Source organism: Streptomyces sp. NPDC001781 (assembly GCF_053596035.1).
The window spans coordinates 53,316-74,524 of record NZ_JBSFFI010000008.1; the positions used below are offsets into that span (position 1 = coordinate 53,316).

Annotated in this window: 18 protein-coding genes and 1 pseudogene; 8 read left to right on the forward strand and 11 right to left on the reverse strand. The window is 72.4% G+C overall.

What is annotated here, in order from left to right; translation table 11 throughout:
* The first annotated feature begins 121 nt into the window (after positions 1 to 121).
* The 3 genes from ACWCV3_RS09975 (at position 122) to ACWCV3_RS09985 (ending at position 2,421) form a co-directional block, all read left to right on the forward strand.
* Entirely contained in the window at positions 122 to 433 is a 312-nt protein-coding gene (locus ACWCV3_RS09975) for an STAS domain-containing protein (RefSeq protein WP_451221079.1), read from the forward strand.
* Between the two features lie 393 nt (positions 434 to 826).
* Complete coding sequence (locus ACWCV3_RS09980; RefSeq protein WP_451221082.1) at positions 827 to 2,101, forward strand: FAD-dependent oxidoreductase; 1,275 nt, start codon at positions 827 to 829, stop codon at positions 2,099 to 2,101.
* Between the two features lie 110 nt (positions 2,102 to 2,211).
* The gene (locus ACWCV3_RS09985) at positions 2,212 to 2,421 is read left to right on the forward strand and encodes a hypothetical protein (RefSeq protein ID WP_451221085.1); all 210 of its coding nucleotides are present in this window, start codon (positions 2,212 to 2,214) and stop codon (positions 2,419 to 2,421) included.
* Here ACWCV3_RS09985 and ACWCV3_RS09990 read toward each other — a convergent pair.
* A complete protein-coding gene (locus tag ACWCV3_RS09990) occupies positions 2,412 to 3,338 on the reverse strand; it encodes a pyridoxamine 5'-phosphate oxidase family protein (RefSeq protein ID WP_451221088.1) in 927 nt (308 codons plus the stop codon). The genes ACWCV3_RS09985 and ACWCV3_RS09990 overlap by 10 nt on opposite strands.
* 118 nt (positions 3,339 to 3,456) lie before the next feature.
* Here ACWCV3_RS09990 and ACWCV3_RS09995 point away from each other — a divergent pair, with 118 nt between their 5' ends.
* Together ACWCV3_RS09995 and ACWCV3_RS10000 are read left to right on the forward strand one after the other, a co-directional pair.
* Positions 3,457 to 4,125, forward strand: coding sequence for a CBS domain-containing protein (locus ACWCV3_RS09995; RefSeq protein WP_451221091.1), 669 nt, complete (start codon positions 3,457 to 3,459; stop codon positions 4,123 to 4,125).
* A 40-nt stretch (positions 4,126 to 4,165) separates the two neighbouring features.
* Positions 4,166 to 4,609: a universal stress protein gene (locus ACWCV3_RS10000; RefSeq protein WP_451221094.1), complete on the forward strand. Its 444-nt coding sequence runs from the start codon at positions 4,166 to 4,168 to the stop codon at positions 4,607 to 4,609.
* A 217-nt stretch (positions 4,610 to 4,826) separates the two neighbouring features.
* Here the strand turns inward: ACWCV3_RS10000 and ACWCV3_RS10005 are convergent, their stop codons facing one another.
* The gene (locus ACWCV3_RS10005; RefSeq protein ID WP_451221097.1) at positions 4,827 to 7,604 is read right to left on the reverse strand and encodes a cation-translocating P-type ATPase; all 2,778 of its coding nucleotides are present in this window, start codon (positions 7,602 to 7,604) and stop codon (positions 4,827 to 4,829) included.
* A 264-nt stretch (positions 7,605 to 7,868) separates the two neighbouring features.
* A complete protein-coding gene (locus ACWCV3_RS10010; protein ID WP_451221100.1) occupies positions 7,869 to 8,858 on the reverse strand; it encodes an Acg family FMN-binding oxidoreductase in 990 nt (329 codons plus the stop codon).
* A gap of 187 nt (positions 8,859 to 9,045) precedes the next feature.
* Between ACWCV3_RS10010 and ACWCV3_RS10015 the strand changes: the two genes are divergently transcribed.
* Entirely contained in the window at positions 9,046 to 9,510 is a 465-nt protein-coding gene (locus ACWCV3_RS10015) for a universal stress protein (RefSeq protein WP_451221103.1), read from the forward strand.
* Between the two features lie 127 nt (positions 9,511 to 9,637).
* Entirely contained in the window at positions 9,638 to 10,210 is a 573-nt protein-coding gene (locus ACWCV3_RS10020; protein ID WP_451221106.1) for an Rv1733c family protein, read from the forward strand.
* An 18-nt stretch (positions 10,211 to 10,228) separates the two neighbouring features.
* On the opposite strand, the gene ACWCV3_RS10025 is transcribed toward ACWCV3_RS10020, so the two are convergent.
* From ACWCV3_RS10025 to ACWCV3_RS10055, 7 genes and pseudogenes are all read right to left on the reverse strand, one after another.
* Positions 10,229 to 12,634: a phosphoketolase family protein gene (locus tag ACWCV3_RS10025; protein ID WP_451221109.1), complete on the reverse strand. Its 2,406-nt coding sequence runs from the start codon at positions 12,632 to 12,634 to the stop codon at positions 10,229 to 10,231.
* A gap of 23 nt (positions 12,635 to 12,657) precedes the next feature.
* The gene (locus ACWCV3_RS10030) at positions 12,658 to 13,548 is read right to left on the reverse strand and encodes a universal stress protein (RefSeq protein WP_451221111.1); all 891 of its coding nucleotides are present in this window, start codon (positions 13,546 to 13,548) and stop codon (positions 12,658 to 12,660) included.
* 99 nt (positions 13,549 to 13,647) lie between these two features.
* On the reverse strand, positions 13,648 to 16,053 hold the full coding sequence (locus ACWCV3_RS10035) for a glycoside hydrolase family 65 protein (RefSeq protein WP_451221114.1): 2,406 nt from the start codon (positions 16,051 to 16,053) through the stop codon (positions 13,648 to 13,650).
* Between the two features lie 14 nt (positions 16,054 to 16,067).
* Positions 16,068 to 16,724 carry a CBS domain-containing protein gene (locus tag ACWCV3_RS10040; RefSeq protein WP_451221495.1) on the reverse strand — a complete coding sequence of 219 codons (657 nt, stop codon included), beginning with the start codon at positions 16,722 to 16,724 and terminating at the stop codon, positions 16,068 to 16,070.
* A 114-nt stretch (positions 16,725 to 16,838) separates the two neighbouring features.
* A pseudogene (locus ACWCV3_RS10045) lies at positions 16,839 to 17,258 on the reverse strand (CBS domain-containing protein); the annotation flags it as partial.
* Positions 17,259 to 17,287: 29 nt separating this feature from the next.
* The gene (locus ACWCV3_RS10050) at positions 17,288 to 17,716 is read right to left on the reverse strand and encodes a pyridoxamine 5'-phosphate oxidase family protein (protein ID WP_451221117.1); all 429 of its coding nucleotides are present in this window, start codon (positions 17,714 to 17,716) and stop codon (positions 17,288 to 17,290) included.
* 187 nt (positions 17,717 to 17,903) lie between these two features.
* Positions 17,904 to 18,557 (reverse strand): CBS domain-containing protein, encoded by a 654-nt coding sequence (locus ACWCV3_RS10055; RefSeq protein ID WP_451221120.1) that lies wholly within the window; start codon positions 18,555 to 18,557, stop codon positions 17,904 to 17,906.
* 418 nt (positions 18,558 to 18,975) lie between these two features.
* Here ACWCV3_RS10055 and ACWCV3_RS10060 point away from each other — a divergent pair, with 418 nt between their 5' ends.
* On the forward strand, positions 18,976 to 20,709 hold the full coding sequence (locus ACWCV3_RS10060; RefSeq protein WP_451221123.1) for a GAF domain-containing protein: 1,734 nt from the start codon (positions 18,976 to 18,978) through the stop codon (positions 20,707 to 20,709).
* 19 nt (positions 20,710 to 20,728) lie between these two features.
* Here the strand turns inward: ACWCV3_RS10060 and ACWCV3_RS10065 are convergent, their stop codons facing one another.
* A complete protein-coding gene (locus ACWCV3_RS10065) occupies positions 20,729 to 21,151 on the reverse strand; it encodes an FMN-binding protein (protein ID WP_451221126.1) in 423 nt (140 codons plus the stop codon).
* Positions 21,152 to 21,209: the final 58 nt, after the last annotated feature.

The following is a 21,209-nucleotide window of genomic DNA, read 5'->3' on the forward strand; positions in this document are numbered from 1 at the left end:
TGGCGTGAAGACACCGGGCATGATTGTCTAGCGACAATTATCCGTCCCGCGACCGAGAAGGAGGAGCGTGCGCCCTCCCGTACGGGCTTCCGGCACTGCGGCGAGAGCACTTGCCGCCCCCGTGGAAACCCTGTGGGGCGTCAGACTGTGGGGTGACTTCGACGCCGACTCCATTCACGTCGTCGAACAGGTGACCTACGAGGTGCTGCGCAGCAGTACCGCCCCCCTGGTGTTCGACCTGCGTCAAGTGACCTTCGCTAACACCGCGTTGCTGAACCACCTGATCGCGCTCCGCCTGCACCGGCCGGTCGGCCTCGTCGGAGCCGACCGGCTGATGAGACTGATGATCGAGGTGAGCGGCACGAGCACCGCTCTCCCCGTCTTCCCCGACCTGGCCGCCGCTCTCTCCGCCCTGTCGGCCGAGGCTCCCTGAGGGCTGTCCCGCGATCATCCACCGGGCGCACGGCGTCAGCCGCGGCGCCTCGCCGCGCGCCCGGTACGCGGACGATCCTCCGCCCTGCGATGCGCCGAGTCCGACGACGCACGGCACGCCGCGCGCCGATCCGCCATGAGGCCGGGGGCAGCCCCTGAGGCGTGGTCGTCAACGGGGCGCGTCCCGAGCCGCCGCGCGGCTGGTGGGACGAGATCGGTCCGTGGACGGTCAACTGCAGGTCATATTCAGCGAATTCGCTTGCCGACGGAGGTGCTGCGGACACACTGGTCCACAAGGGGAGGAACTCTGAGGCCGTCAAACGCCTCAGGGCTCAGTGCTGCCCGCGTGTGTGCCGCGCAGCGGACGCGCACGCGGCCGAGCGGGGGGAAGCACGTGACACAACCGTGGTCCGAGCAACGGGACCGGAACGCCCCGCCCGCCCGGCAGGGCGGGCGGGCGCCGGTCGTGGTGATCGGCGCCGGTCCCTACGGTCTGTCGGTAGCCGCTCACCTGCGTGCCCAGGGGGTGGGCGTGCGGGTGTTCGGGGAGGTGATGGGGAGCTGGCGGCATGCGATGGCCACCGGGATGTTCCTGAAGTCGACACCGGACGCCACCGATCTGTCGGCGCCTGCGGCGGGCGCGAGGCTGGCGGACTACTGCCGTGCGCAGGGCCGGGACGAGCTGACCGAGCTGACTCCGATCCCGTGCGCCACCTTCGTGGCCTACGGGCAGTGGTTCGCCGACCGTCACGTCGGTGAGGTGGAGCAGTCGCGGGTCACCGCTGTGGAGCGCGGCCCGGCGGGCTTCGTCGTCCGGGTGGAGGGCGGGGAGGAGCTCGCAGCCCAGGCGGTGGTGGTGGCCACCGGGCTGTCGGGACTGGCCTACGTGCCCGGGCAGTTCAGGGCGCTGACACCGGGCGGTCCGCATCCGGACGGTCTGGTGTCCCACACCAGCCAGCACCAGGACCTGGCCCGGTACGCCGGACAGCGGGTGGCGGTGATCGGCGGAGGCCAGTCGGCACTGGAAAGTGCCGCGCTGCTGCACGAGGCGCGCGCGATCCCCACCGTCCTGGTCCGCGAGAGTCAGGTGCTGTGGGGTGAACCACCGGACCTCGAAAGGCCGTTGACTCATCGCGTGATGTGGCCGTCGGCGGCGCTGGGCACGGGCTGGAGCCTGCTGGCGGTCAGCCGGGCGCCGGGAGCGGTGCGCCGGCTTCCGGCGGCCGCGCGCATGTACCTGTTCCGCCGGGCACTCGGCCCCTCGGGCGGCTGGTGGCTCCGTGAGCGGGTCGAGGGCGTCGTGCCGGTGCGTACCGGCTGCTCGGTCGTCGGGGCGGAGGCCGACCGGAGCGGCGGCGCCCTGCTGCGACTCTCCGGTCCGGGACCTGACGACCTCGGTGTGGATCATGTGCTGGCCGCCACCGGCTACCGGCTCGATCTGGAACGGCTCGGCTTCCTCACCCCGTCCTTGCGGCGAGAGGTGCGGCGGGCCGGAGGCAGCGCGGCTCCGCACCTGTCCGCCTCCTTCGAGTCCAGCGTGCCCCGCCTGTACTTCACCGGCTCGCTCACCGCGCCCAGCTTCGGCCCGGTGATGCGGTTCGTGGCCGGCACCGCCTTCGCCGCGACCCGCATCAGCCGGCATCTCACCCGCGGCGCGCTGCGAGCCTGAGCGCGGCGTTCCGCGGCCCCTTCTTCGGGGTGCGGGTCCCCGGGCGCCTCGGACGGAGGCGCCCGGCGCAGCGCCGGCAGTCCGGGCCGGTGCGGCACCCCGGAACGCGGGTGCACCGCGGACAGCCGACGTGCGGCAGGTTCGCCGGGCACGCGTTCGCCTGGCGGGACGTGGCCGCCTTCCCGCAGAAGGCGGGACTCCGTGACCGGGACGAACTCGACGCCGTCCGGTCGGAGCTGATCGAGTGCCGTGGGGGCGGACCGGAGCACCGGCAGCAGGAGGACGGGCTGCTCCTGGCGCGGACAGCCGCCTACTCGTAGTCGTCCGCGGGCTTGATGCGACGGCCGGTCAGACTCGTCGGCCGGATGGACATCCACATGTCGCGCTCCCCGCCCGCCCAGGGCGTCGAGTGTGCGTGGCGGGCGAGCCGCCGCATGACGTCGGTGTCCGTCACCATGGCCGCGGGGCCGACGGCGAGCACGCTCCAGCCCTGGCTCATGGCCTCGTCCAGGCGGTCGACCTCGAACGCGACCTCGCTGCCCGCGCCCGCCGCGATCACGGAGTCCGGTGCGGTGCGGAAGACGATTTCACCGTCGCTGACGTCGTAGTTCACCGGTACCACCGCTGGGCGGCCGTCGGCCGCCCGCACCGCGACACGCCCGACGCCGTGGGTGGACAGCAAAGCCCGGCACTCCTGCGGTCCCAGTTCCCGCAACTGCGGATGGGGCAGGGCGCGGCCCTGACCGGGCGGCTGATTCGTACCCGCACCCCGCAGAACGGAGACGGTGGTGTCCAGCGCACCCGCCAGCCGGGTGAGTGTCGCGTGGGACGGATCAGCCGGGCGTTCCTCCAGATAGGCCAGATAGGCGGGGGACATCCGGGCACGGCCCGCCGTCTCCTCCAGGGTGAGCCCCTGTCTCCGCCGTTCCAGGCCCACCCGGCGGCCGATGTCGCCCGGATCGGCCGGAGCACCCGACGGGGCGGCCGTGGGCAGGACCGAAGGCTGGTGCTCTTCCGGCCCGGCCGTTCGGGGCGCACCGGGTCCGCCGTGCCCCGGACGCAGGACATGGGCGTCCGGACCGGGGAACACGAGCGTCACCTCGTCCGTGTCCGACCAGCGCACCTCATAGGGGGGTGTGCCGTCGGAGTGGTGCAGCCCGACGATCTCGCCCTCACGCCTGGTGGCACCGGTCGACGGGCTTTCGATGACGACGTGGTCGCCGCGTTGAGCTCGCATGGCCGCCGTCCTCTCCTCAGAATGGTGCTGTACCCAACCTGCCACGCGAGGAGGAATCGCCGCTTGGGCCGAAAGACCCTCGGGGCGGCGGGGCGGGCGGCCCGTCACGGGAGGCACCATGCACCATCGGACGATCGACGACCTCATGACCCGAAACGTCGTCCGCGCACGACGTGACACGCCGTTCAAGGAGCTCGTCAGGCTCCTGACGGAGAACGACGTCACCGCCATCCCGGTGGTGGACGAACTGGAGCATCCCGTCGGGGTGGTTTCCGAGGCCGACCTGCTGCGGAAGAGCGCGGACCAGGCCGACCCGTCCGGTCTGGTCCCCGTGCCGCACCTGGAGGCGTGGGAGCGCGCCAAGGCCGAGGGCGCCCGAGCCGAGGAACTGATGTCCGCGCCGGCGGTCTGCGCCCGCCCCGAGTGGTCCGTGGTCGAAGCCGCGCGCCTGATGGAGACCCAGGACGTCAAGCGGCTGCCCGTGGTGGACGAGGCGGACCGGCTCGTGGGCATCGTCAGCCGCGGCGACCTGCTCCGGGTCTTCCTGCGCCGGGACGAGGCCATCCGTGAGGAGATCACCCGGGACGTCCTGCGCGACACGCTGGGCCTCGCCCGTACCGACATCACGGTCGACGTGCGGGACGGAGCGGTCCTGCTCGGCGGCAACGTGGAGCACAGGGGCCTCGTCCCGGTCGTGGAGCAGCTGTGCCGGGGTGTCGACGGAGTCGTGTCCGTGACCGGCGACATCACCGTCCCCCAGGACGAGACCCGCCCCGCCACCGGCTGACACGGCACGGTCCCGGATCCCCGCACGAGAGGTGGTACGCATGGACAGGGAAGTCACCGAGCCGCGAGTCGTGGTCGGCGTCGACGGTTCGCCGTCCTCGTACGCGGCCCTGCGCTGGGCGGTACGGTACGCGGCCCTCGTCGGGGGTGTCGTGGAAGCCGTGGCCGTCTGGGAGCTGCCCGGTCTGTACGGCTGGTCGGCGCCCGCCGTCGACCTGGACGTGGATCTGGAGGAGGCCGATCGGCGGATGCGGCAGGAGCTCTCCGAGGCACTGGGCGCGGAGGAGGCCGACTCGGTGCGCAGCCGCCTGGTGCACGGCAACGCCGCCGACGTGCTGCTGCGAGCGGCACAGGAAGCCGAGGTGCTGGTCGTCGGCAGCCGGGGGAGGGGCGGGTTCGCCCGTGCGCTGCTCGGCTCCGTCAGCCAGCACGTGTCGCAGCACGCCACCTGCCCCGTCGTCATCGTGCGCCCCGACTCGGGGTGACCTGGAGCCCGTGGCGCGGTGGGCCGTCCTCCGCGTACCGGAGCCGCCACGATCGTGCCGACGGGCGGCCTCACCCCGCCCAGGGCATGCCCGGCCGCCGGCGCCGCCCGCCCTGCGGCCTCCTCACCCGGCCGGCATCCGGCGGCCGGGTGCGCCGCGGGGCCGGCCGTGACCGGGCCGCTGGAGATCCTGGCGTCGGCATCGGAGAACGTTCAGGTCACCGGGTGGCAGCGGCAGTGCGGTCCGGCCCCTCGGCCGGGTCCGTGTGCCGGCGGATGAGACAGCGGCGCAGTTCGTCCGCGCCCCACACGATGAACGGGTAGGGCAGGAGCAGGAGCAGGGTGCCGACGGGCAGCGGGGCCGTGCCGAGGAGGCTCTGGAAGGCGGGGGTGTAGACGAAGACCGCGACGAGGAGGATCTCGCCGGCGATGGCGGCGACGAGGTAGCGGTTGCTGGTGATCCCGATGGAGCGCAGCGAGGCGCGCTGGGTGCGGACGGCGAAGGCGGTCCCGATCTGGCCGGCGATCATCCCGAGGAAGGTCATGGTGGTGGCCTGCTGATAGGCGTGGTGCAGGGGTGTTCCGGGGCCGGTGGCATCGCCGGGGTGCCAGCCGGAGCGGGTGAGGACGTAGAAGAAGCCGGCCATCTGGAGGACGGTGACCAGCAGGCCGAGGAACAGCCAGGCACGCAGCAGCATGGGGGTGCGGATGACGCCTTCGGAGCGCGGGCGCGGGGGGCGTCGCATGAGGCCGGGCTCGGCGTTCTCGCGGCTGAGGGCCAGGGCGGGCAGGGTCTCGCTGCCGACGTCGAAGGCGAGGAGCTGGAGGATGGTCAGGGGGAGGGGGACGGCTCCGCCGGTGAGGGCGAAGACGAGGAAGGGCGTCACCTCGGGGGTGGCGTGGGCGAAGATGTAGATGATGAACTTGCGGACGTTGTCGTAGATGCGCCGTCCGTCGCGGACGGCTTCGACGATCGAGGCGAAGTCGTCGTCGGTGAGGATCATCGTCGCGGCTTCCCGGGCGACATCGGTGCCGGAGCGGCCCATGGCCACGCCGATGTCGGCGCGGTGGAGGGCGGGGGCGTCGTTGACGCCGTCGCCGGTCATCGCCACCACGTGCCCCTGGTCGTGCAGGGCCTCGGCGATGTGGAGCTTGGCCTCCGGGGAGGCGCGGGCGAAGATGACGTCTTCTTCGGTGCGGACCAGTTCGGCGACCTCGTGTTCGTGCATCCGGTCGAGGTCGTCTCCGGTGACGACGCGCGGGTGGGGGCCGGTGATGCCGACGCGGCGGGCGATTGCCGCTGCGGTGAGGGGGTGGTCGCCGGTGATGACGATGACGCGGATCCCGGCGGTGCGGCAGTGGGCGACGGATTCGGCCACCTCGGGGCGGGGCGGATCGAGGAGGGTGATCAGGCCGACGAAGCACAGGTCGTGCTCGGCGTCGGCCCTGCGGTGCGGCGGCCGTCCCTCCTTCGCCAGGGTGCGCTGGGCCAGGGCGAGCACCCGCAGGCCGTCGGAGGCGAAGGCGTCGACCTGCGCCGTGACGCGGTCGCGAGCGGCATCGTCCAGGGCGGCCGGCCGGCCGTTCTCGTCCAGCAGGGTCGTGCAGCGCGGCAGGACCGCTTCCGGGGCCCCTTTGGTGTGGACCACGAGGTCGTCGCCGTGCCGGTCGATCGTCGACATCAGCTTCAGCTCGGGGTCGAAGTGGAACTGCCAGCGCCGTGCGGCCTCCCGGCGGTCGGCGTCGGGGTCGGCACCCAGGGCCTGGGCGGCCAGCAGCACGGCCACTTCGGTGGGATCACCGGTCGGCTCGGTGTCCGGCTGGAGCCGGGCGTTGTTGCAGGCCGCGCCGATACGGGCCGCCACCCGGAGCGCCGGCGCGGACTGCGGCGACGGCCCCGCGGGTTCTTCGCCGTCCAGGTCGGTGAGTCCCCGCGCGGTCCAGACGGCCGTCGGGCGCATGCGGTTCTCGGTGATGGTGCCGGTCTTGTCGGTGCAGATGACGTCCGTCGAGCCGAGGGTCTCCACCGCGCTGAGTCGTTTGACCAGCGCGCCGCGGGCCGCAAGCGCCCGGACGGCCACGGCCAGCGCCAGGGTGATCACCGGGAGCAGGCCCTCGGGCACCATGCCGGCCAGCAGTCCGGCAGCGAAGATCACCGACTGGACCAGGGACAGACCCGCACCGAAAACGGCCAGCGGCACGAAAGCCAGCGCCAGCGCCGCCGAGGCCGCGGCGATCAGCCATGCCACCCGCCGCACCTGACGCTCCAGCGGGCTGGGCTCCTGCTCGATCCGCTGCGAGAGGGCCGCGATGCGGCCCAGCTCGGTCGCCATCCCGGTCGCGAACACCACGCCGTGAGCCTCGCCCCCGGTGCAGTTCGTGCCGCTGAACACCAGGTCGTGAGCCCGCAGCACCGGCACGTCGACATCCAGCATGGCCGCGGACCGCAGGTCCGGCACCGACTCACCGGTCAGCGCCGACATGTCCACCTCGACCGCACCCGCCAGCAGCCGTACGTCAGCCGGAATCCGGTCACCCTCCTCGATCACGACGATGTCGCCCGGCACCAGCTCGGCCGCGTCGACCTCGACCTGGACACCGTCGCGCACCGCCTTGGCCCGCTGCGGCAGGTACTGCGCCAGAGCCTCCACTGCCCGCTCGGCCTCCACCTCCTGCGCGAACGCGAATCCCGCGTTCAACAGGATGATCAGCACCACCGCCGCAGCGACCACCTGCGAGCCGACAGCGAACAGGAGCACGACGGCCAGCCACAGCAACAAGGCCAGCGGATGCGTGAGCTGTCGCCCCAGCTCCCGCGGCCAGCGCCGCCCGTGCCTGCGTTCCAGTTCGTTGCGCCCGTACTGCACCAGATGCCGCCGCGCCTCCGCGCTCGACAGCCCCCGGCGGGAACTGCGCAGATCGCGCAGCAGCAGCTCCGCGGCCTCCTCCGGATTCACCCCGGGGGGCCGCAGCCATGCCTCGTGCCGACTCCTCACCGCACCAGGCTACTGGCCATTTAAGAGCAATCACTCTCATAGCGGACTTTGCGTCAGAAATGGCTTGGCGCCTCATCGGTCGGGATGTTCAGCAACCCGGCTCATCGTTCTCCCTGTGAAGTCCATTCCTAAGCAAGCCACTTGAACCCGGCCTGATCGAACTCCCCATCGCCGAGGGGACGGTGCGGACGCCCGGCGCCGGCGGTTTCCGCTCGTTCGGTGCCGCGACGACGGCCTCGGCCGTTCGTCCCTCGAGCGGGCTGGTCAGACGATGTCGAGGAACTCGGCGACCGGCCGCCGGGGACTCGGCCGACCCTCGGGTCCCCAGCCCAGCCGCACGATCATCTGCACATTGGTCATGGCCGACAGAGGGTCACGTGCCACCCACCTGAGTTCCGGCCACTCCAGCGGATGCGACAGCAAGGAGGCCACCAGCCCGAGGTCCGTGGCGACGAGCAGGACGCGTTCCAGTGCCTGACCGGCCCGCAGCCAGTCCTCCCGGCCGTCGCGGGCCGTGCCCAGCAGAGCGAGGTGGGGGTCCTCCTCGAAGGTGGCCCACTCACGGCCGGGGACCGTGCGTCCATTGGCGAAGTCGCGGACGGGCGATGCGGCGCGTCGCCCACGGGGGCCGAGTGCCTCGACCGGGATGCCGTCCGTGATCTCCACCGGGCCGGCCGGCTCCACCCGGGTCCAGCGTTCGGTCTCACGGCGGAGCTCGGGATCCGCCTTCGCCCAGCAGTCGGCGTCCTCCGCCAGCCGCAGGAGCGAACGGACGTGCCAGATGCCGGGGAACAGCAGCTGAGCCCCCTCGGCCTCGGCGGCCTCGGCGAGCCGACCGCGCCAGGTCTCCGGGATGTCCTGTTCGAGGAAGGGGTGACGGCTCGAGTGACGCCGGCGGACGGCCGGACCCAGCAGGGCGAGAGCCATGTCGGGCGGGGCGGGATCCCACAGGCGCACCTCGGCGAGCAGGTCGGTGTCGGCCGGGTACGGCAGCAGCCGCACGTCCGGCGCCAGGCCGGCCGCCGCGGCGGCCACCCGCAGGTTGAGCAGCGCGGCCCCGCATCCCAGGTGCAGGCCACGGGCCTCAGGATCGGTCCGCGGCAGGGCGCGGGTCCGGTCGGCGTACAGGAGCAGGACCCCCGTGTCCGACAGGTAGCGGAAGGCCCAGGGCTGGGTGTTGTGCAGTGACGGCGCGGCCGAGGCTTCCGACACGAGGGCGGAGACGGTGGCCGTGTCCTGGTCGCGTATCGACATGGGGACTTTCCTTCGTGCGGCGTGCGAACCATTTCCGCCCCCCTCTCCAGTGTGTACTCCCGCACCCCGACCCAGCAGGGCCGACCGGACCCGGTGCCGGACCGTGCGGACCCTGCGCGGAGCCGGCGGGCGGGCGACCATGGTGCTGACGGAAGGCTTGCCCTGCCACGAGTGATCGGAGGACACCGTGACTGCTCATCCCGGTGAAGGGCCTCGGATTGTCGTCGGAGTGGACGGCTCGGACTCGTCCAAGCAGGCCCTGCGCTGGGCACTGCGTCAGGCGGAGATGACCGGCAGCGTGCTGGAGGCGGTGACCGCCTGGGAGTATCCGAAGCTCTACGGCTCCCTCGGCTGGATGCCGCCGATGAGCGAGGAGGAGGTCGACTTCGAGCGGATCGCGCGCCAGGTCCTGCTGGACGCCGTCAAGGAGGTGGCCGGGCCGGAACCGTCCGTGGAGATGCGGACCACGGTCGCCTTCGGACCGCCGACGAGCGTCCTGCTCGAAGCCTCCAAGGAGGCCGTGCTGCTGGTGCTGGGCAGCCGAGGGCACGGCGGTTTCACGGAGGCGTTGCTGGGATCGGTCGGTCAGCACTGCACCCATCACGCCGTCTGCCCGGTGGTGATCATCCGGGGAGCGCCCTCGGACTCCTGACGCGGCGCGGCCCGCCGGCCCGCCTGCGTTTGGTCCGGATGGCCCCGTACCGAGGTCCCGTCGGCCACTGGGCGCGGGTGTTCGCCGGAGGCAGGATCAGAGGTGTCACCAGGAGGAGGTGCCACCGATGAGGACGAAGCGCCGGTTGTGGCGATGGCGGAGCAATCCGCTCAAGCGGCGCGAGGACGTCGTGGAGGCGTGGATCATGCTCCTCGTCTGGGTCGTGGCCGTGATCGGCGGAGCCGTGGCCGGAGTGCTGACCGCCCAGGCCACCGTCGGCCTGCTGGCACGGCAGCGGGCCGACCGGCACCCCGTGCACGCCGTGCTCCTCACCGACGCGCGGCGCTCCGGCACCGGCCCCTGGGCCGGGCGCATCCTGGTCGAGGCCCCGGTGCGCTGGCGGTCCCCGGACGGTGCGACCCGGACCGGCCGCGCACTGGTCGACAACGGCTTGCGCGCCGGGTCCCGCGTCGTGGTCTGGCAGGACGAGTGGGGCACGCTCTCTCCCGCCAAGCCCGCGAACCCGACGGAGAGCTCGTTCGAAGCGGGCCTCTTCGGACTCGGCGCCGCCCTGACGGTCGGTGCCGCGAGCTACGGAGCGGGTGCACTGGGACGTGTATGGCTGGACCGGCGGCGGTCGGCCCGCTGGGACCGTGAGTGGGATCTGGTGGAGCCTCGCTGGGCCCGCGGGCCCGGCTGACCCGGACCGCCGACCCGTTCAGCCGTCCCAGACCCACTCGGCCACCTCGGGCAGGTCGGCACCGTGCGCCCGGATCCACGCCCCGTGGCGGGTGCGCTCGTCGGCCATGGCCTGACGCACGGCGGCCGCACGGACCGCGAGCCCCGGCACCCGGTCGATGACGTCCATGACGAGCCGGAACCGGTCGAGGTCGTTGCGGACGACCATGTCGAACGGAGTGGTCGTGGTGCCCGACTCCTTGTACCCCCGCACATGAAGGTTCCCGTGGCCGGCGCGCCGGTAGGCCAGACGGTGTACGAGCCACGGGTAGCCGTGGTACGCGAAGATCACCGGCTTGTCCGCCGTGAACAGGCCGTCGTACTCGAAGTCCGTCATGCCGTGCGGGTGTTCCTCATGGGGGAGCAGCCTGGTCATGTCGACCACGTTCACCACCCGCACCCGCAGCTCGGGAAGGTGACGGCGCAGCAGCTGGGCGGCGGCCAGGACCTCGAGGGTGGGTACGTCACCGGCGCAGGCCAGGACGACGTCCGGCTCGCTCCCGTCCTCGGAGCCGGCCCATTCCCAGATTCCCGCGCCGCGCGCGCAGTGGACGCGCGCCTCGTCCATGCTCAGCCAGTCGAAGCACGGCTGCTTGCCGGCCACGATCACGTTGACGTAGTCCCGGCTGCGCAGGACGTGGTCGGTCACCGAGAGCAGGGTGTTGGCGTCCGGCGGGAGGTAGACGCGGACCACTGCGGGGCTCTTGTTGAGGACATGGTCGACGAAACCCGGGTCCTGGTGGGAGAAGCCGTTGTGGTCCTGGCGCCAGACGTGCGAGGTCAGCAGGTAGTTAAGCGATGGGATGGGGGCGCGCCACGGCAGGCCACGGGCGGTCTTGAGCCACTTGATGTGCTGGCCGACCATCGAGTCGACGATGTGCGCGAACGCCTCGTAGCAGGAGAAGAGGCCGTGCCGGCCGGTGAGCACATACCCTTCGAGCCAGCCCTGGCAGAGGTGTTCGGAGAGCACTTCCAGGACCCGGCCGTCCCGCTCCAGATGCTCGTCGACCGGCAGGATCGCCGCCTGCCACGCCTTGCCGCTGACGTCGTAGACCGCCTCGAGCCGGTTGGACGCGGTCTCGTCCGGGCCCACCAGCCGGAAGTCCCGGCGGGTCCGGGTGTCCCTCATGACCTGCTTCAGCAGGGTGCCGACGAGACGGGTGGGCTCGTGCAGGGTGACGCCCGGCTTGTCCACGGGCACGGCGATCGCGTCCAGGTCGGGCAGGGGCAGCTCGCGGGTCAGCAGCCCGCCGTTCGCGTGCGGCGTGGCGCCCAGGCGTTCGTCGCCCGCCGGTACGCAGGACAGGACCTCGGGCGTGGGGCGGCCGTCGGCGCCGAACAGCTCCTCGGGCCGGTACGAGCGCATCCAGCGTTCCAGCTGGGCCAGGTGCTCGGGGTTGTCGCGCACGCCTGCGAGCGGCACCTGGTGGGACCGCCAGGTGCCCTCGACGGGGAGACCGTCGACCTCGGCGGGACCGGTCCAGCCCTTGGGCGTGCGCAGTACGATCACCGGCCAGTGCACCCGCTCGGTGACGCCTCCGCCGCGCGCGGACTGCTGCATGAGGGAGATGCGGTCCAGCGCGTCGTCCAGGGCCGCTGCCATGGCGCGGTGCACGGCGGCCGGATCGTCGCCGCTCACGTGGATCGGCTCGTGCCCGTACCCGCGCAGCAGCGCGTCGAGCTCCGGCTCGGGCAGGCGGGACAGCACGGTCGGGTTGGCGATCTTGTACCCGTTGAGGTGCAGGACGGGCAGGACCGCGCCGTCGTGCACCGGGTCGAGGAACTTGTCGGAATGCCAGGACGCCGCCAGCGGTCCCGTCTCCGCCTCGCCGTCCCCGACGACACAGGCGACCACCAGACCCGGGTTGTCGAATGCCGCCCCGTAGGCGTGGGCCAGGGAGTAGCCGAGCTCGCCGCCCTCGTGGATCGAGCCGGGCGTCTCCGGAGCCACATGGCTGGGTACGCCACCGGGGAAGGAGAACTGCCGGAACAGCCGCGCCATGCCGTCCCCGTCCCGGGGCACGTCCGGGTACGTCTCGCTGTAGCTGCCGTCCAGCCAGGAGCCCGCCAGCACGGCGGGCCCTCCGTGCCCCGGCCCCCAGACGCACAGCGCGTCCAGGCCGCGCTTGCTGATCACCCGGTTCAGGTGTGTGTACACGAGATTGAGTCCCGGAGAGGTGCCCCAGTGGCCGAGCAGCCGCGGTTTGATGTGCTCCGGCCGCAGCGGCTCGGTGAGCAGGGGGTTGTCCATCAGGTAGATCTGGCCCACGGCCAGGTAGTTGGCGGCGCGCCAGTGCGCGTCGAGACCGCGCAGCTCCTCGTCGGTGAGAGCGGTCGCGGCGGTGTGGTCGTCCTTCGGCATCGCATCTCCGGATTCGGCATCCATGAACGGACAGTGTGCCGGGAAGGTCAGGAAAGTTCCGGTATGACGGCCACCGGGCACGCGGCACGGTGCAGCACCCCGTGCGTGACGCGGCCCAGTTGCAGGCCGAAGCGGCCGTGCCGGCGCCGGGCGCCCACCACGAGGAGATCCGCCCCGCCGGAGAGCTCGACCAGGGCGTCCCGGGCGCGGCCCTCGACGGTGTGGCCCTCCACCTTCAGATCGGACGGGACCTCGTCCAGAGCCTCCTCCACCAGCTCGGTGGCCTGCCGCTCCTCGAAGTGCGCCGGCTCGCCGGTGAGCAGCGGATGCCCGGCGGCCGTGTGCGGATGGCGCCAGGCGCGAACCGCGTGCAGGGACACACCGCGCAGCTGTGCCTCCTCGACGGCGAAGCGCCGCGTGACGGTCGCCCCGGGCTCCTCACCGACGCCGAGCACGACGCCTCCCGTGGGAGCGTCCTCCCGGACGCCGCGCACCACGACCACGGGACAGAGCGCGCGCCCGGCGACCGCCAGGCTCACGGAGCCGAGCAGCATCTCCGTCACCCCGCCACGGCCCCGGCAGCCGAGCACCAGGACGCCGGCGAGCTCGCTCGCCCGCACGAGTGCGTACTCCGGGTCCTCGGCCAGCACGACGGTGGCGACGCGCGCCTCGGGCCGGCGGAGTCCGGCACGGTGCGCCGCGGTCTCGACGAAACCCCGGGCCAGGACCTCCTCCCGCGGCTCCGCGGTCTCGTCGGCGCGTGCTGCTTCCTCGTAACGCTCCCAACGTGAGGCGTACATGATCCGCAGGGGCGCGCCGCGCAGTGCGGCCTCGTCGGCGGCCCAGTCCACGGCCCTCAGGCCGGACTCGGAGCCGTCGACTCCGACGACGACCGGGGGGTTCCCGCCGCCGTGCGCGGCACGGGCGGTCCGGGACATGCGATCCACCTCCTCCGAGCGGCGTTCGCGATCAGTCTCGTGAGGCCGGGCCCGCTCCGGCAGGGGCCGCAGGTCCCCCGGGCCGACGGCGAACGGCCCTCATGCCGGGCCGTTCGGCACCGTGACCGTGCGGGTACACCCGGGCGCGATGGTCACCGTGCGACCGGGGAGTTCGATGCGGACCGGGGACTGCTCCGAGTCCGGTACGGAGATCTCCAGCGCGTCCCCCCGCCGCCGTACGCCGAGTCCCCAGTGCCCGCGGTAGAACACCGTGAAGCCGTACTCGGACAGGGCGGGGAGGGGTGCCGGGTCCAGCCACAGGGCGCCCTCCCGTGTCTCCAGCCCGGTCAGACCGCGCTGCACCAGGTCGAGCGTCCCGGCCATGGCTCCGAGGTGTATGCCCTCACCGGTGGTGCCTCCCTGGATGTCGGCGATGTCCGCCCGCAGCGCCTCGTGGACGTAACTCCACGCCTCGGCCCGCCTGGCCCGCACGAGAACCACGCCGTGCACCAGTTCACTGAGGGTCGAACCGTGGCTGGTGCGCCGCAGGTAGTAGTCCACCGTGCGGCGCCAGGTCTCGTCGTCCATGCCGTACCCGAGACGCCGGAAGAGCGTCCGGAGCTCGGCGGGCGAGAAGAGGTAGCCGAGCATGAGCACATCGGCCTGTTTTGACGCCTTGTACCGGTTGGCCGAGTCGCCCTCCGCCTCCAGGATGCGGTCGAGCCGTCTGATGGAGTCGTAGCGGGCGCGGTAGCCGTCCCAGTCCAGTTCGGCGAGGTCGTCGTAGCCCTCGAACTGACTGATCACCCCCTGATGGAACGGCACCCGCAGGCGGTGGGAGACCTCCTGCCAGAGCGGGAGTTCGTCGGCGTCCATCCGCAGCCGGTGGAACAGCTCCCCGCGACGCCACGAGGGCAGCCCGCGGACGAGTTCCAGGGTCCGGGTCAGCACCCAGGCGGCGGTGACGTTCGTGTAGGCGTTGTCGTCGAGGCCGGGCCGCGAGGAGTCCGGGTAGGCGTCGTGGTACTCGTCCGGGCCTACCACCCCCCGGATGTGGTAGCGGTCGGTGCGGGGGTCGCGGACGGCGAGTCCCGCCCAGAAGCGGGCGATCTGGAGCAGCATCTCCGCGCCCCTGGAGTGCAGGTACTCCTGGTCGCCCGTGGCCTCGCAGTACTGCCAGATGTTGTACGCGACGGCGGAACCCACATGGCGCTGGAGCCGTGAGTGGTCCGGGAGCCAGCTGCCCGAGACGGGATTGAGATGCCATTCCTGGGACTCCTCCCGTCCGTCGCTGCCGCTCTGCCACGGGTACATCGCGCCGGTCCTGCCCTCCGCGGCCGCCGCCCGGCAGGCCCGGGGCAGCCGCCGGTACCGGTAGTCCAGAAGGGCCCGGGAGACGTCCGGGAAGTGCAGGTTGAGAAAGGGCACGACGAAGAGCTCGTCCCAGAAGACATGCCCCCGGTAAGCCTCCCCGTGCCAGCCGCGGGCCGGTACGCCGACATCGAGATCGGCGGTGTGCGGCGACAGGGTCTGAAGGACATGGAACAGGTGCAGACGCAGGATACGGCCGGCCTCGCCGGGCACCCGCACGTCCGCCCGGCGCCACAGCCGCTCCCAGGCGGCCGCGTGCGAGTCCAGCAGAGCGGGAAAGCCCGGCGCGTCCGACACCCGGTCGACCGCCTCGCCGAGCGGCTCGCTGATCGCCGTGTCCCGCGAGGTGAACAGCGCCACGGTCTTGTCCACGGTGACCGGCCGGCCGGGGACGAGCGGCACGACCAGACGGTGAACGGCACGGTGCCGCGTCCGGCTGAGCCACGGCGACACGGGCCCCCGGCCGCCGGCGACCGTCGTCCTGGCCGCCAGGGCGACGGTCACGTCCGAGGCGCTGGTACGGCAGCTCAGCCACACCGTTCCCGGCTCCCGCAGCCCTGTGCCCAGATGCCTCAGGTGGCGCTGCGCGAGACCCCGGTAGCGGTGGACGTTGCCGTTGAGCACCTCGCCGTCCAGCGCGCTCTCGATCTCGACCTCGCCGTCCCCTCCCTCGGGCGAGAGGACCGTGCGCAGCGCGGCCAGGTGCGGGTCCTCCATGTGCACCAGGCGGATCTGCTCCACTCCCACGGCCATGCGCCCGTGCCGGAAACGGAAGGACCGCGTGAGCGTGCCGCGCCGCAGATCCAGCACGTGCCGGTGCCCCTCGGGAGCGCGCGTGTCGGGCGAGTACCAGGGCCCCCACTCCCGGCCGGGGCCTCGTACCCGGAAACGCAGGGGCAGCCAGTTCGGGAGGTTGACGAGGTCCTCGTTGACCACGTTCCGGCCCGCCACCGCCGACTCCAGGCGGTCGTAACAGCCGGCCACGTAGGTGCCCGGGTAGTGGACCAGACCGGCCCGGCACTCCGGCAGGGCGCCCCGCGTGGCGAAGTACCCGTTGCCCAGGGTGCAGAGGGACTCCCGCAGCCGCTCGCCCGCCGGGTCGTAGCCCTTCCACTCCCAGGTCCACTCGGACATCCCGCCCTCCGCCGCTACCCCACGGTGCGGGAGGGGGCGAGGTCGAACTCCACGTCCACCACGCCGTCCACGGCCCTGGTCAGCCCGGCCGCGACGGGCACCAGCGAGGTGTCCCGGACCTGGCCGACGAACGTGACCACACCGTCGTTCACCTCCACGTGCACGGTGGACGCCGGCGCCCGGAAGAGGTGCGACACCACCTCGTGCCGTACCTCGTCCGCGATGTCGGCGTCGCTGCGCAGGAAGACCTTCAGCAGGTCCGTCCGGCTGACGACACCCGCCAGCAGACCGTCGTCCCCCACGACGGGCAGTCGCCGGACGCCGTTCTGCGCCATGAGCCGCGCGGCCTGGGCGAGGGGTGCCTCGGCGTGGACCGTCACGGCGGGAGACGACATCAGTTCCGCCGCGGTGAGCGCCTCGGCCTTCACCACGCCACGCGACCCGAGCAGTTCCGCCCCGTCTGGCCCGGGGGCGTCCCACATCTCCTCCTTGGGGAGCAGGTCCGCCTCCGAGACCACACCGACCACGCGGCCCTCGCCCTCGATCACCGGCAGGGCGCTCACCCGCCAGTCCTGCAGGAGCCGGACGATCTCCTTGAACGGGGCGCGCGGGCCGATCGCGGCGACCGTGGAGGTCATCACGTCGCCGACGGTGAGGGGGCTGCCGTACATGATGTCTCCTCGGATCTTGTGAACCGGGCACGGCTCCTTCAAGCGTGCGCCGGGTGCGGGTGAGCGGCCATGCGACGGCCCGGGTTCGCCGGACGACAGGGACGGAAGGGTTCCGAGCAGGTCCCAGCGGCTTACCACGCCCACGATGACGTCCCCGGCGTCCACGACCGGCAGCCGCTTGACGTGCCGCTCCACCATGATCCGTGCCGCCTCGGCCACCGACGCGCCGGAGCGGACGGTGACGGCCGGAGTGCTCATCAGCCGTTCGGCGGTCCGGGCGCCCGCCTTCACCAGGTCGGCCCCGCGATGCTGCCGGATGAACATGGCCGGGTTGTTGTCCCAGAACTCCTCCTTGGGCAGCAGGTCCGCCTCGGACACCACCCCGGCCACCCGGCCGTCCCCCTCCAGGACCGGCAGGGCGCTGACATGCCAGCGCTCCATGCGATCGACGATGTCCTTGAACAGGGCGCCGCGCCCCACGGCCACCACGGCCCGGGTCATCACGTCGTCCACTCGGTAGCGGCTGCTGTGCATGAGCTTCTCCCTCGCGCGATGAACGGGGCTCAGTCGAGGCGGAAGCCCGTGATCAACTCGGGATGGATGCGGGCCACCAGCTCCGCGTCGTGCCATGGCTCCCGCGTCCCCAGACGCGCCCGTACGCGGGCGATCTCCTCGGCGTCGGTCACCAGGCGCGCGTATCCGACGACCACGACGCTCCACCCGAGGTGAGTGGCCGCGTCGATGCTGTCGGCCTGGTACGCGACGACGACACCGCGGCCGTCGCCGCCCTCGCCGTGCGGCGTGAGGGTGGCGTCCTCGGGAGTCCGGATCACGATGTCGCCGTCGTCCAGCACGTGACTGACCGGGCGGACGCTGGGCAGCGCCTGCCGGGTGAAGACGAGCCTTCCGAGGGTCACACCGGCCAGCAGCCGCAGGGCCTCGGCCGGTCCCAGCTCGACGGGCCGGCGTGGGGGAGCGTGATCGCGGGCCATGTGTCTCTTCCCGGCTGTGAGGGGCTCCCACGGCGACCCGGCGAAGGCGGGAAACGATCCGGTGGGCCGGCGGAGCCGTTCCGCGGTGCGGATGTCGCACCCGTTGGTGCTTCCACTGTCCGGCCCTGCGGACGCGTGGCCGAGTGCCGGTCGGGCCCGGACCGGGGGCCGGACGTCCCTCTTCCCCTCACCCGGTGTCCGCCGCGGTGAGCCGGCAGTCCACACCCACGACACCCTCCACGCCACGGATCATGCGGGCCGCGACATCGACGGAGGCCGCCTCCCCGACGCGGCCGGTCACCGTGACGACGCCGTCGTCCACCACGATGTGCACGGGCTCGACCGGGGCGGGGAAGAGGACGTCGACGACATCGCGGCGGATCTCGTCGGCGAGATCCCCGTCCGGCCGCAGAAACGGTTTGAGCAGATCGCCGCGGCTGACGACACCGTCGAGCAGACCCTCGGAGGTCACCACCGGCAGCCGCTTCACCCGTTTGACGGCCATGATGCGCGCCGCCTCGGCGACGGTGGCGTCGGCGTGGACGGTGACGGCGGGAGTGCTCATCAGTTCCCCGGCCGTCACCGCGCCGGCCTTGGCCAGGTCCGGCATCCGGCGCATCTGGGTGAGCCGGTCCGGGACGTCGCCGCGGAACTCCTCCTTGGGCAGCAGATCGGCCTCGGAGACCACACCGATCACCCGGCCGTCCCCCTCCAGCACCGGCAGGGCGCTGACCTGCCACTGCTCCATGCGCTCGACGATGTCCTTGAACAGGGTGCTACGACTCACCGCGACGACCGCACGCGTCATCACGTCGCTCACATGGTGCGGGGTGCCAGTCATGGTCAACTCCTCGTGCCTGGTGCTGTGACCGGAAAGGTCTGCCGCGAGCCGGTGAACCCTTCCGGTCACAGCACCAGCGCCCCGGCGCCCGGCCGGACGGACGGCCGGCCCTCTCCACCGGCTCTGGTCCCAGCGTGCGCGCCGCCCGGGCCTTCCACCACGGGACACCTGGCCCCGGGCCGGGACCTTCGGCCCGCTCCAGTCCGGTACGACGCTCGCCAGGAGCCGGGCGCCGCCTTCGCCGGAGCGCGCGCAGCGAGGCGCTGCGGCCTCCGGATCCGCCGCTCGCAGCCGGCCGCGTGCGGCGGCTTGCCCGAGGCGAACCGTCCGCGAAGCCCGTACGCCTTCGCCGGCGGTTGACTAGGCTGAAAACGGAGGCAAACAGCCGATCCACGCAATTCGCCAGCTGGAGGACCCCGTGGTCGCAGGCCCCGAGGAGCCCCGCACGCGGCGGCCGCATCCGAGGCTTGACAAGCTCCTGGCGGAGCTGCGCGAGCAGGTCGGCGCCGGTCGCGGCGCGGAGAGCCATGTCCTCGGACTTCTCGAGGCGGTGCTCGCCGTCGGCAGCGAACTGGACCTGAAACAGGTGCTGCGCTCACTCGTCGAGGCCGCGGCGGTCCTCGCCGACGCCGAGTACGCGGCCCTCGGCGTGATCGGCCCGGACGGCAACCGGCTCTCCGCGTTCCTCACGGTCGGTGTCGACGAGCGGACGACGGCCGCCGTGGGCCCGTTCCCCGAGGGCCGTGGCCTCCTGGGCGAGCTGATCCGGCGGCCCGCGCCCATGCGGATCGAGGACATACGCGACCATCCGTCCTCCTACGGCTTTCCTCCGGGGCATCCGCCGATGGGCAGCTTCCTCGGCGTCCCCATCCGCGTCCGGGACCGCGTCTTCGGCAACCTCTACCTGACGGAGAAGCGCGGCGGGCGCCAGTTCGACGAGGCCGACGAATCGATGATCTCCGCCCTCGCGGCGGCTGCCGGCGTCGCCATCGACAACGCGCGGCTCTACGAGGAGGCCCGGCTGCGTGAGCGCTGGCTGATGGCGAACGCGGAGATAGGGCACAGCCTCATGTCCGACTCCGACGGAGCCGGCGTGCTCGGTCTGATAGCGGAGCGTGCCCGGGAGATCTCGGGCTCCGCCCTGGCCGCGGTGGCCGTCCCGATGGAAGCCGAGCACGCCCTGAGCGTGGAGATCGCCCTCGGCGTGGACGCCGAGGCGCATCGCGGGCTGGTGCTGCCCGTGGAGGGGACTCTGACAGGTCTCGCTTACGTGGCGCAGGCGCCGGTCGTGAGCGACGATGTGACCAACGACGTTCGCATAGATCCCGAGCCGCCGCGTTTCGGCGGCCTCGGCCCGGCCGTGGCCGCGCCGATCGGCACGGCGTCGACGGGAATCAGGGGAGTGGTGCTGGTGGCACGCGACGCCGGGGAGTCCGTGTTCCTGCCGAAGGAGACCGAGATGCTGCAGAGCTTCGCGGCGCAGGCGGCGATCGCCATGGAACTGGCAGACCGCCGACGTGACGCCCAGCAGTTCGCTCTCCTCGAAGATCGCGACCGCATCGCGCGCGACCTGCACGACGTGGCCATCCAGCGGCTGTTCGCCACGGGAATGACCCTGCAGAGCGCGGGCCGGTTCATCGACCATCCGGAGGCTTCCGAACGGGTGATGCGAGCCGTGGACGACCTCGACGAGACGATCAAGATCATCAGGTCGACGATCTTCGGTCTGCGCTCCCGTTCCGGCCCGACGGCGGACCGCCTGCGCACCCGGGTGGTCCACGTCGTGAACGCGGCCGCACCGGCACTGGGCTTCACCCCGAGCGTGCGCATGGAAGGGCTGATCGACACCGACGTGCCTCCGGCCGTCGCCGACCACGTCGTGGCGGTACTCACCGAGGCGCTCACGAACGTCGCCCGCCACGCCCACGCCGACCGCACCCGGGTGATGCTGACGACCGACGGTCACGAGGTGTGTGCCGAGGTGACGGACAACGGCAGGGGCATCCCTCCCGGTGGCAGACGAAGCGGCCTGCTCAACCTCGCGGAGCGCGCGCGGAACCTGGGCGGCCGTCTGGAGGTCACCTCCTCGGGCGGCGGTACGACCCTGTGCTGGCGGGTTCCCCTGGTTCCGCCGCAGGAGGCGGGGGACTGAGGGGCGGGACCGGGCGGCCTCAGCCGCCGGTTGCGTCCAGGGCGCTCTGCAGGGAGCGAATGTAACCCCCGCTGGTGTACGTGGCTCCGGACACGGCGTCTATACGGGCGCTCTGGGCATCGAGCGCCTCCCCGGTCAGCCGCGGCACCGCGTACGCGGCGATCTCGCGGTCGCGCGGGTTGGCGTCCGGAACCTGCACCGCGGTGACGGCGGTCAGCCTGCCGCCGCTGATGGTGACGCGCACCTGAACCGGCCCGTAAGGGGTGTCGATCGTGTCGCCCGTGAACGTGCCCGACCGCCTCGTGCCCTGGGTCTGACCCGGTGAGGTGCCGGTGGGGAGATGACCGGCCGTCGCGGGCGCGGGCGGCTGATGCGGTTTGAGGGCGAGCAGCATCGTGATGACCGCCGTCGTCGTGGCGAGCGTGAGGAGAGTGCGGCGCATGAGTGTCTCCGGCGAAAGCGCGGGCGGGAAGGGGGAGTGGACCGGCGGCGTGCTGAGG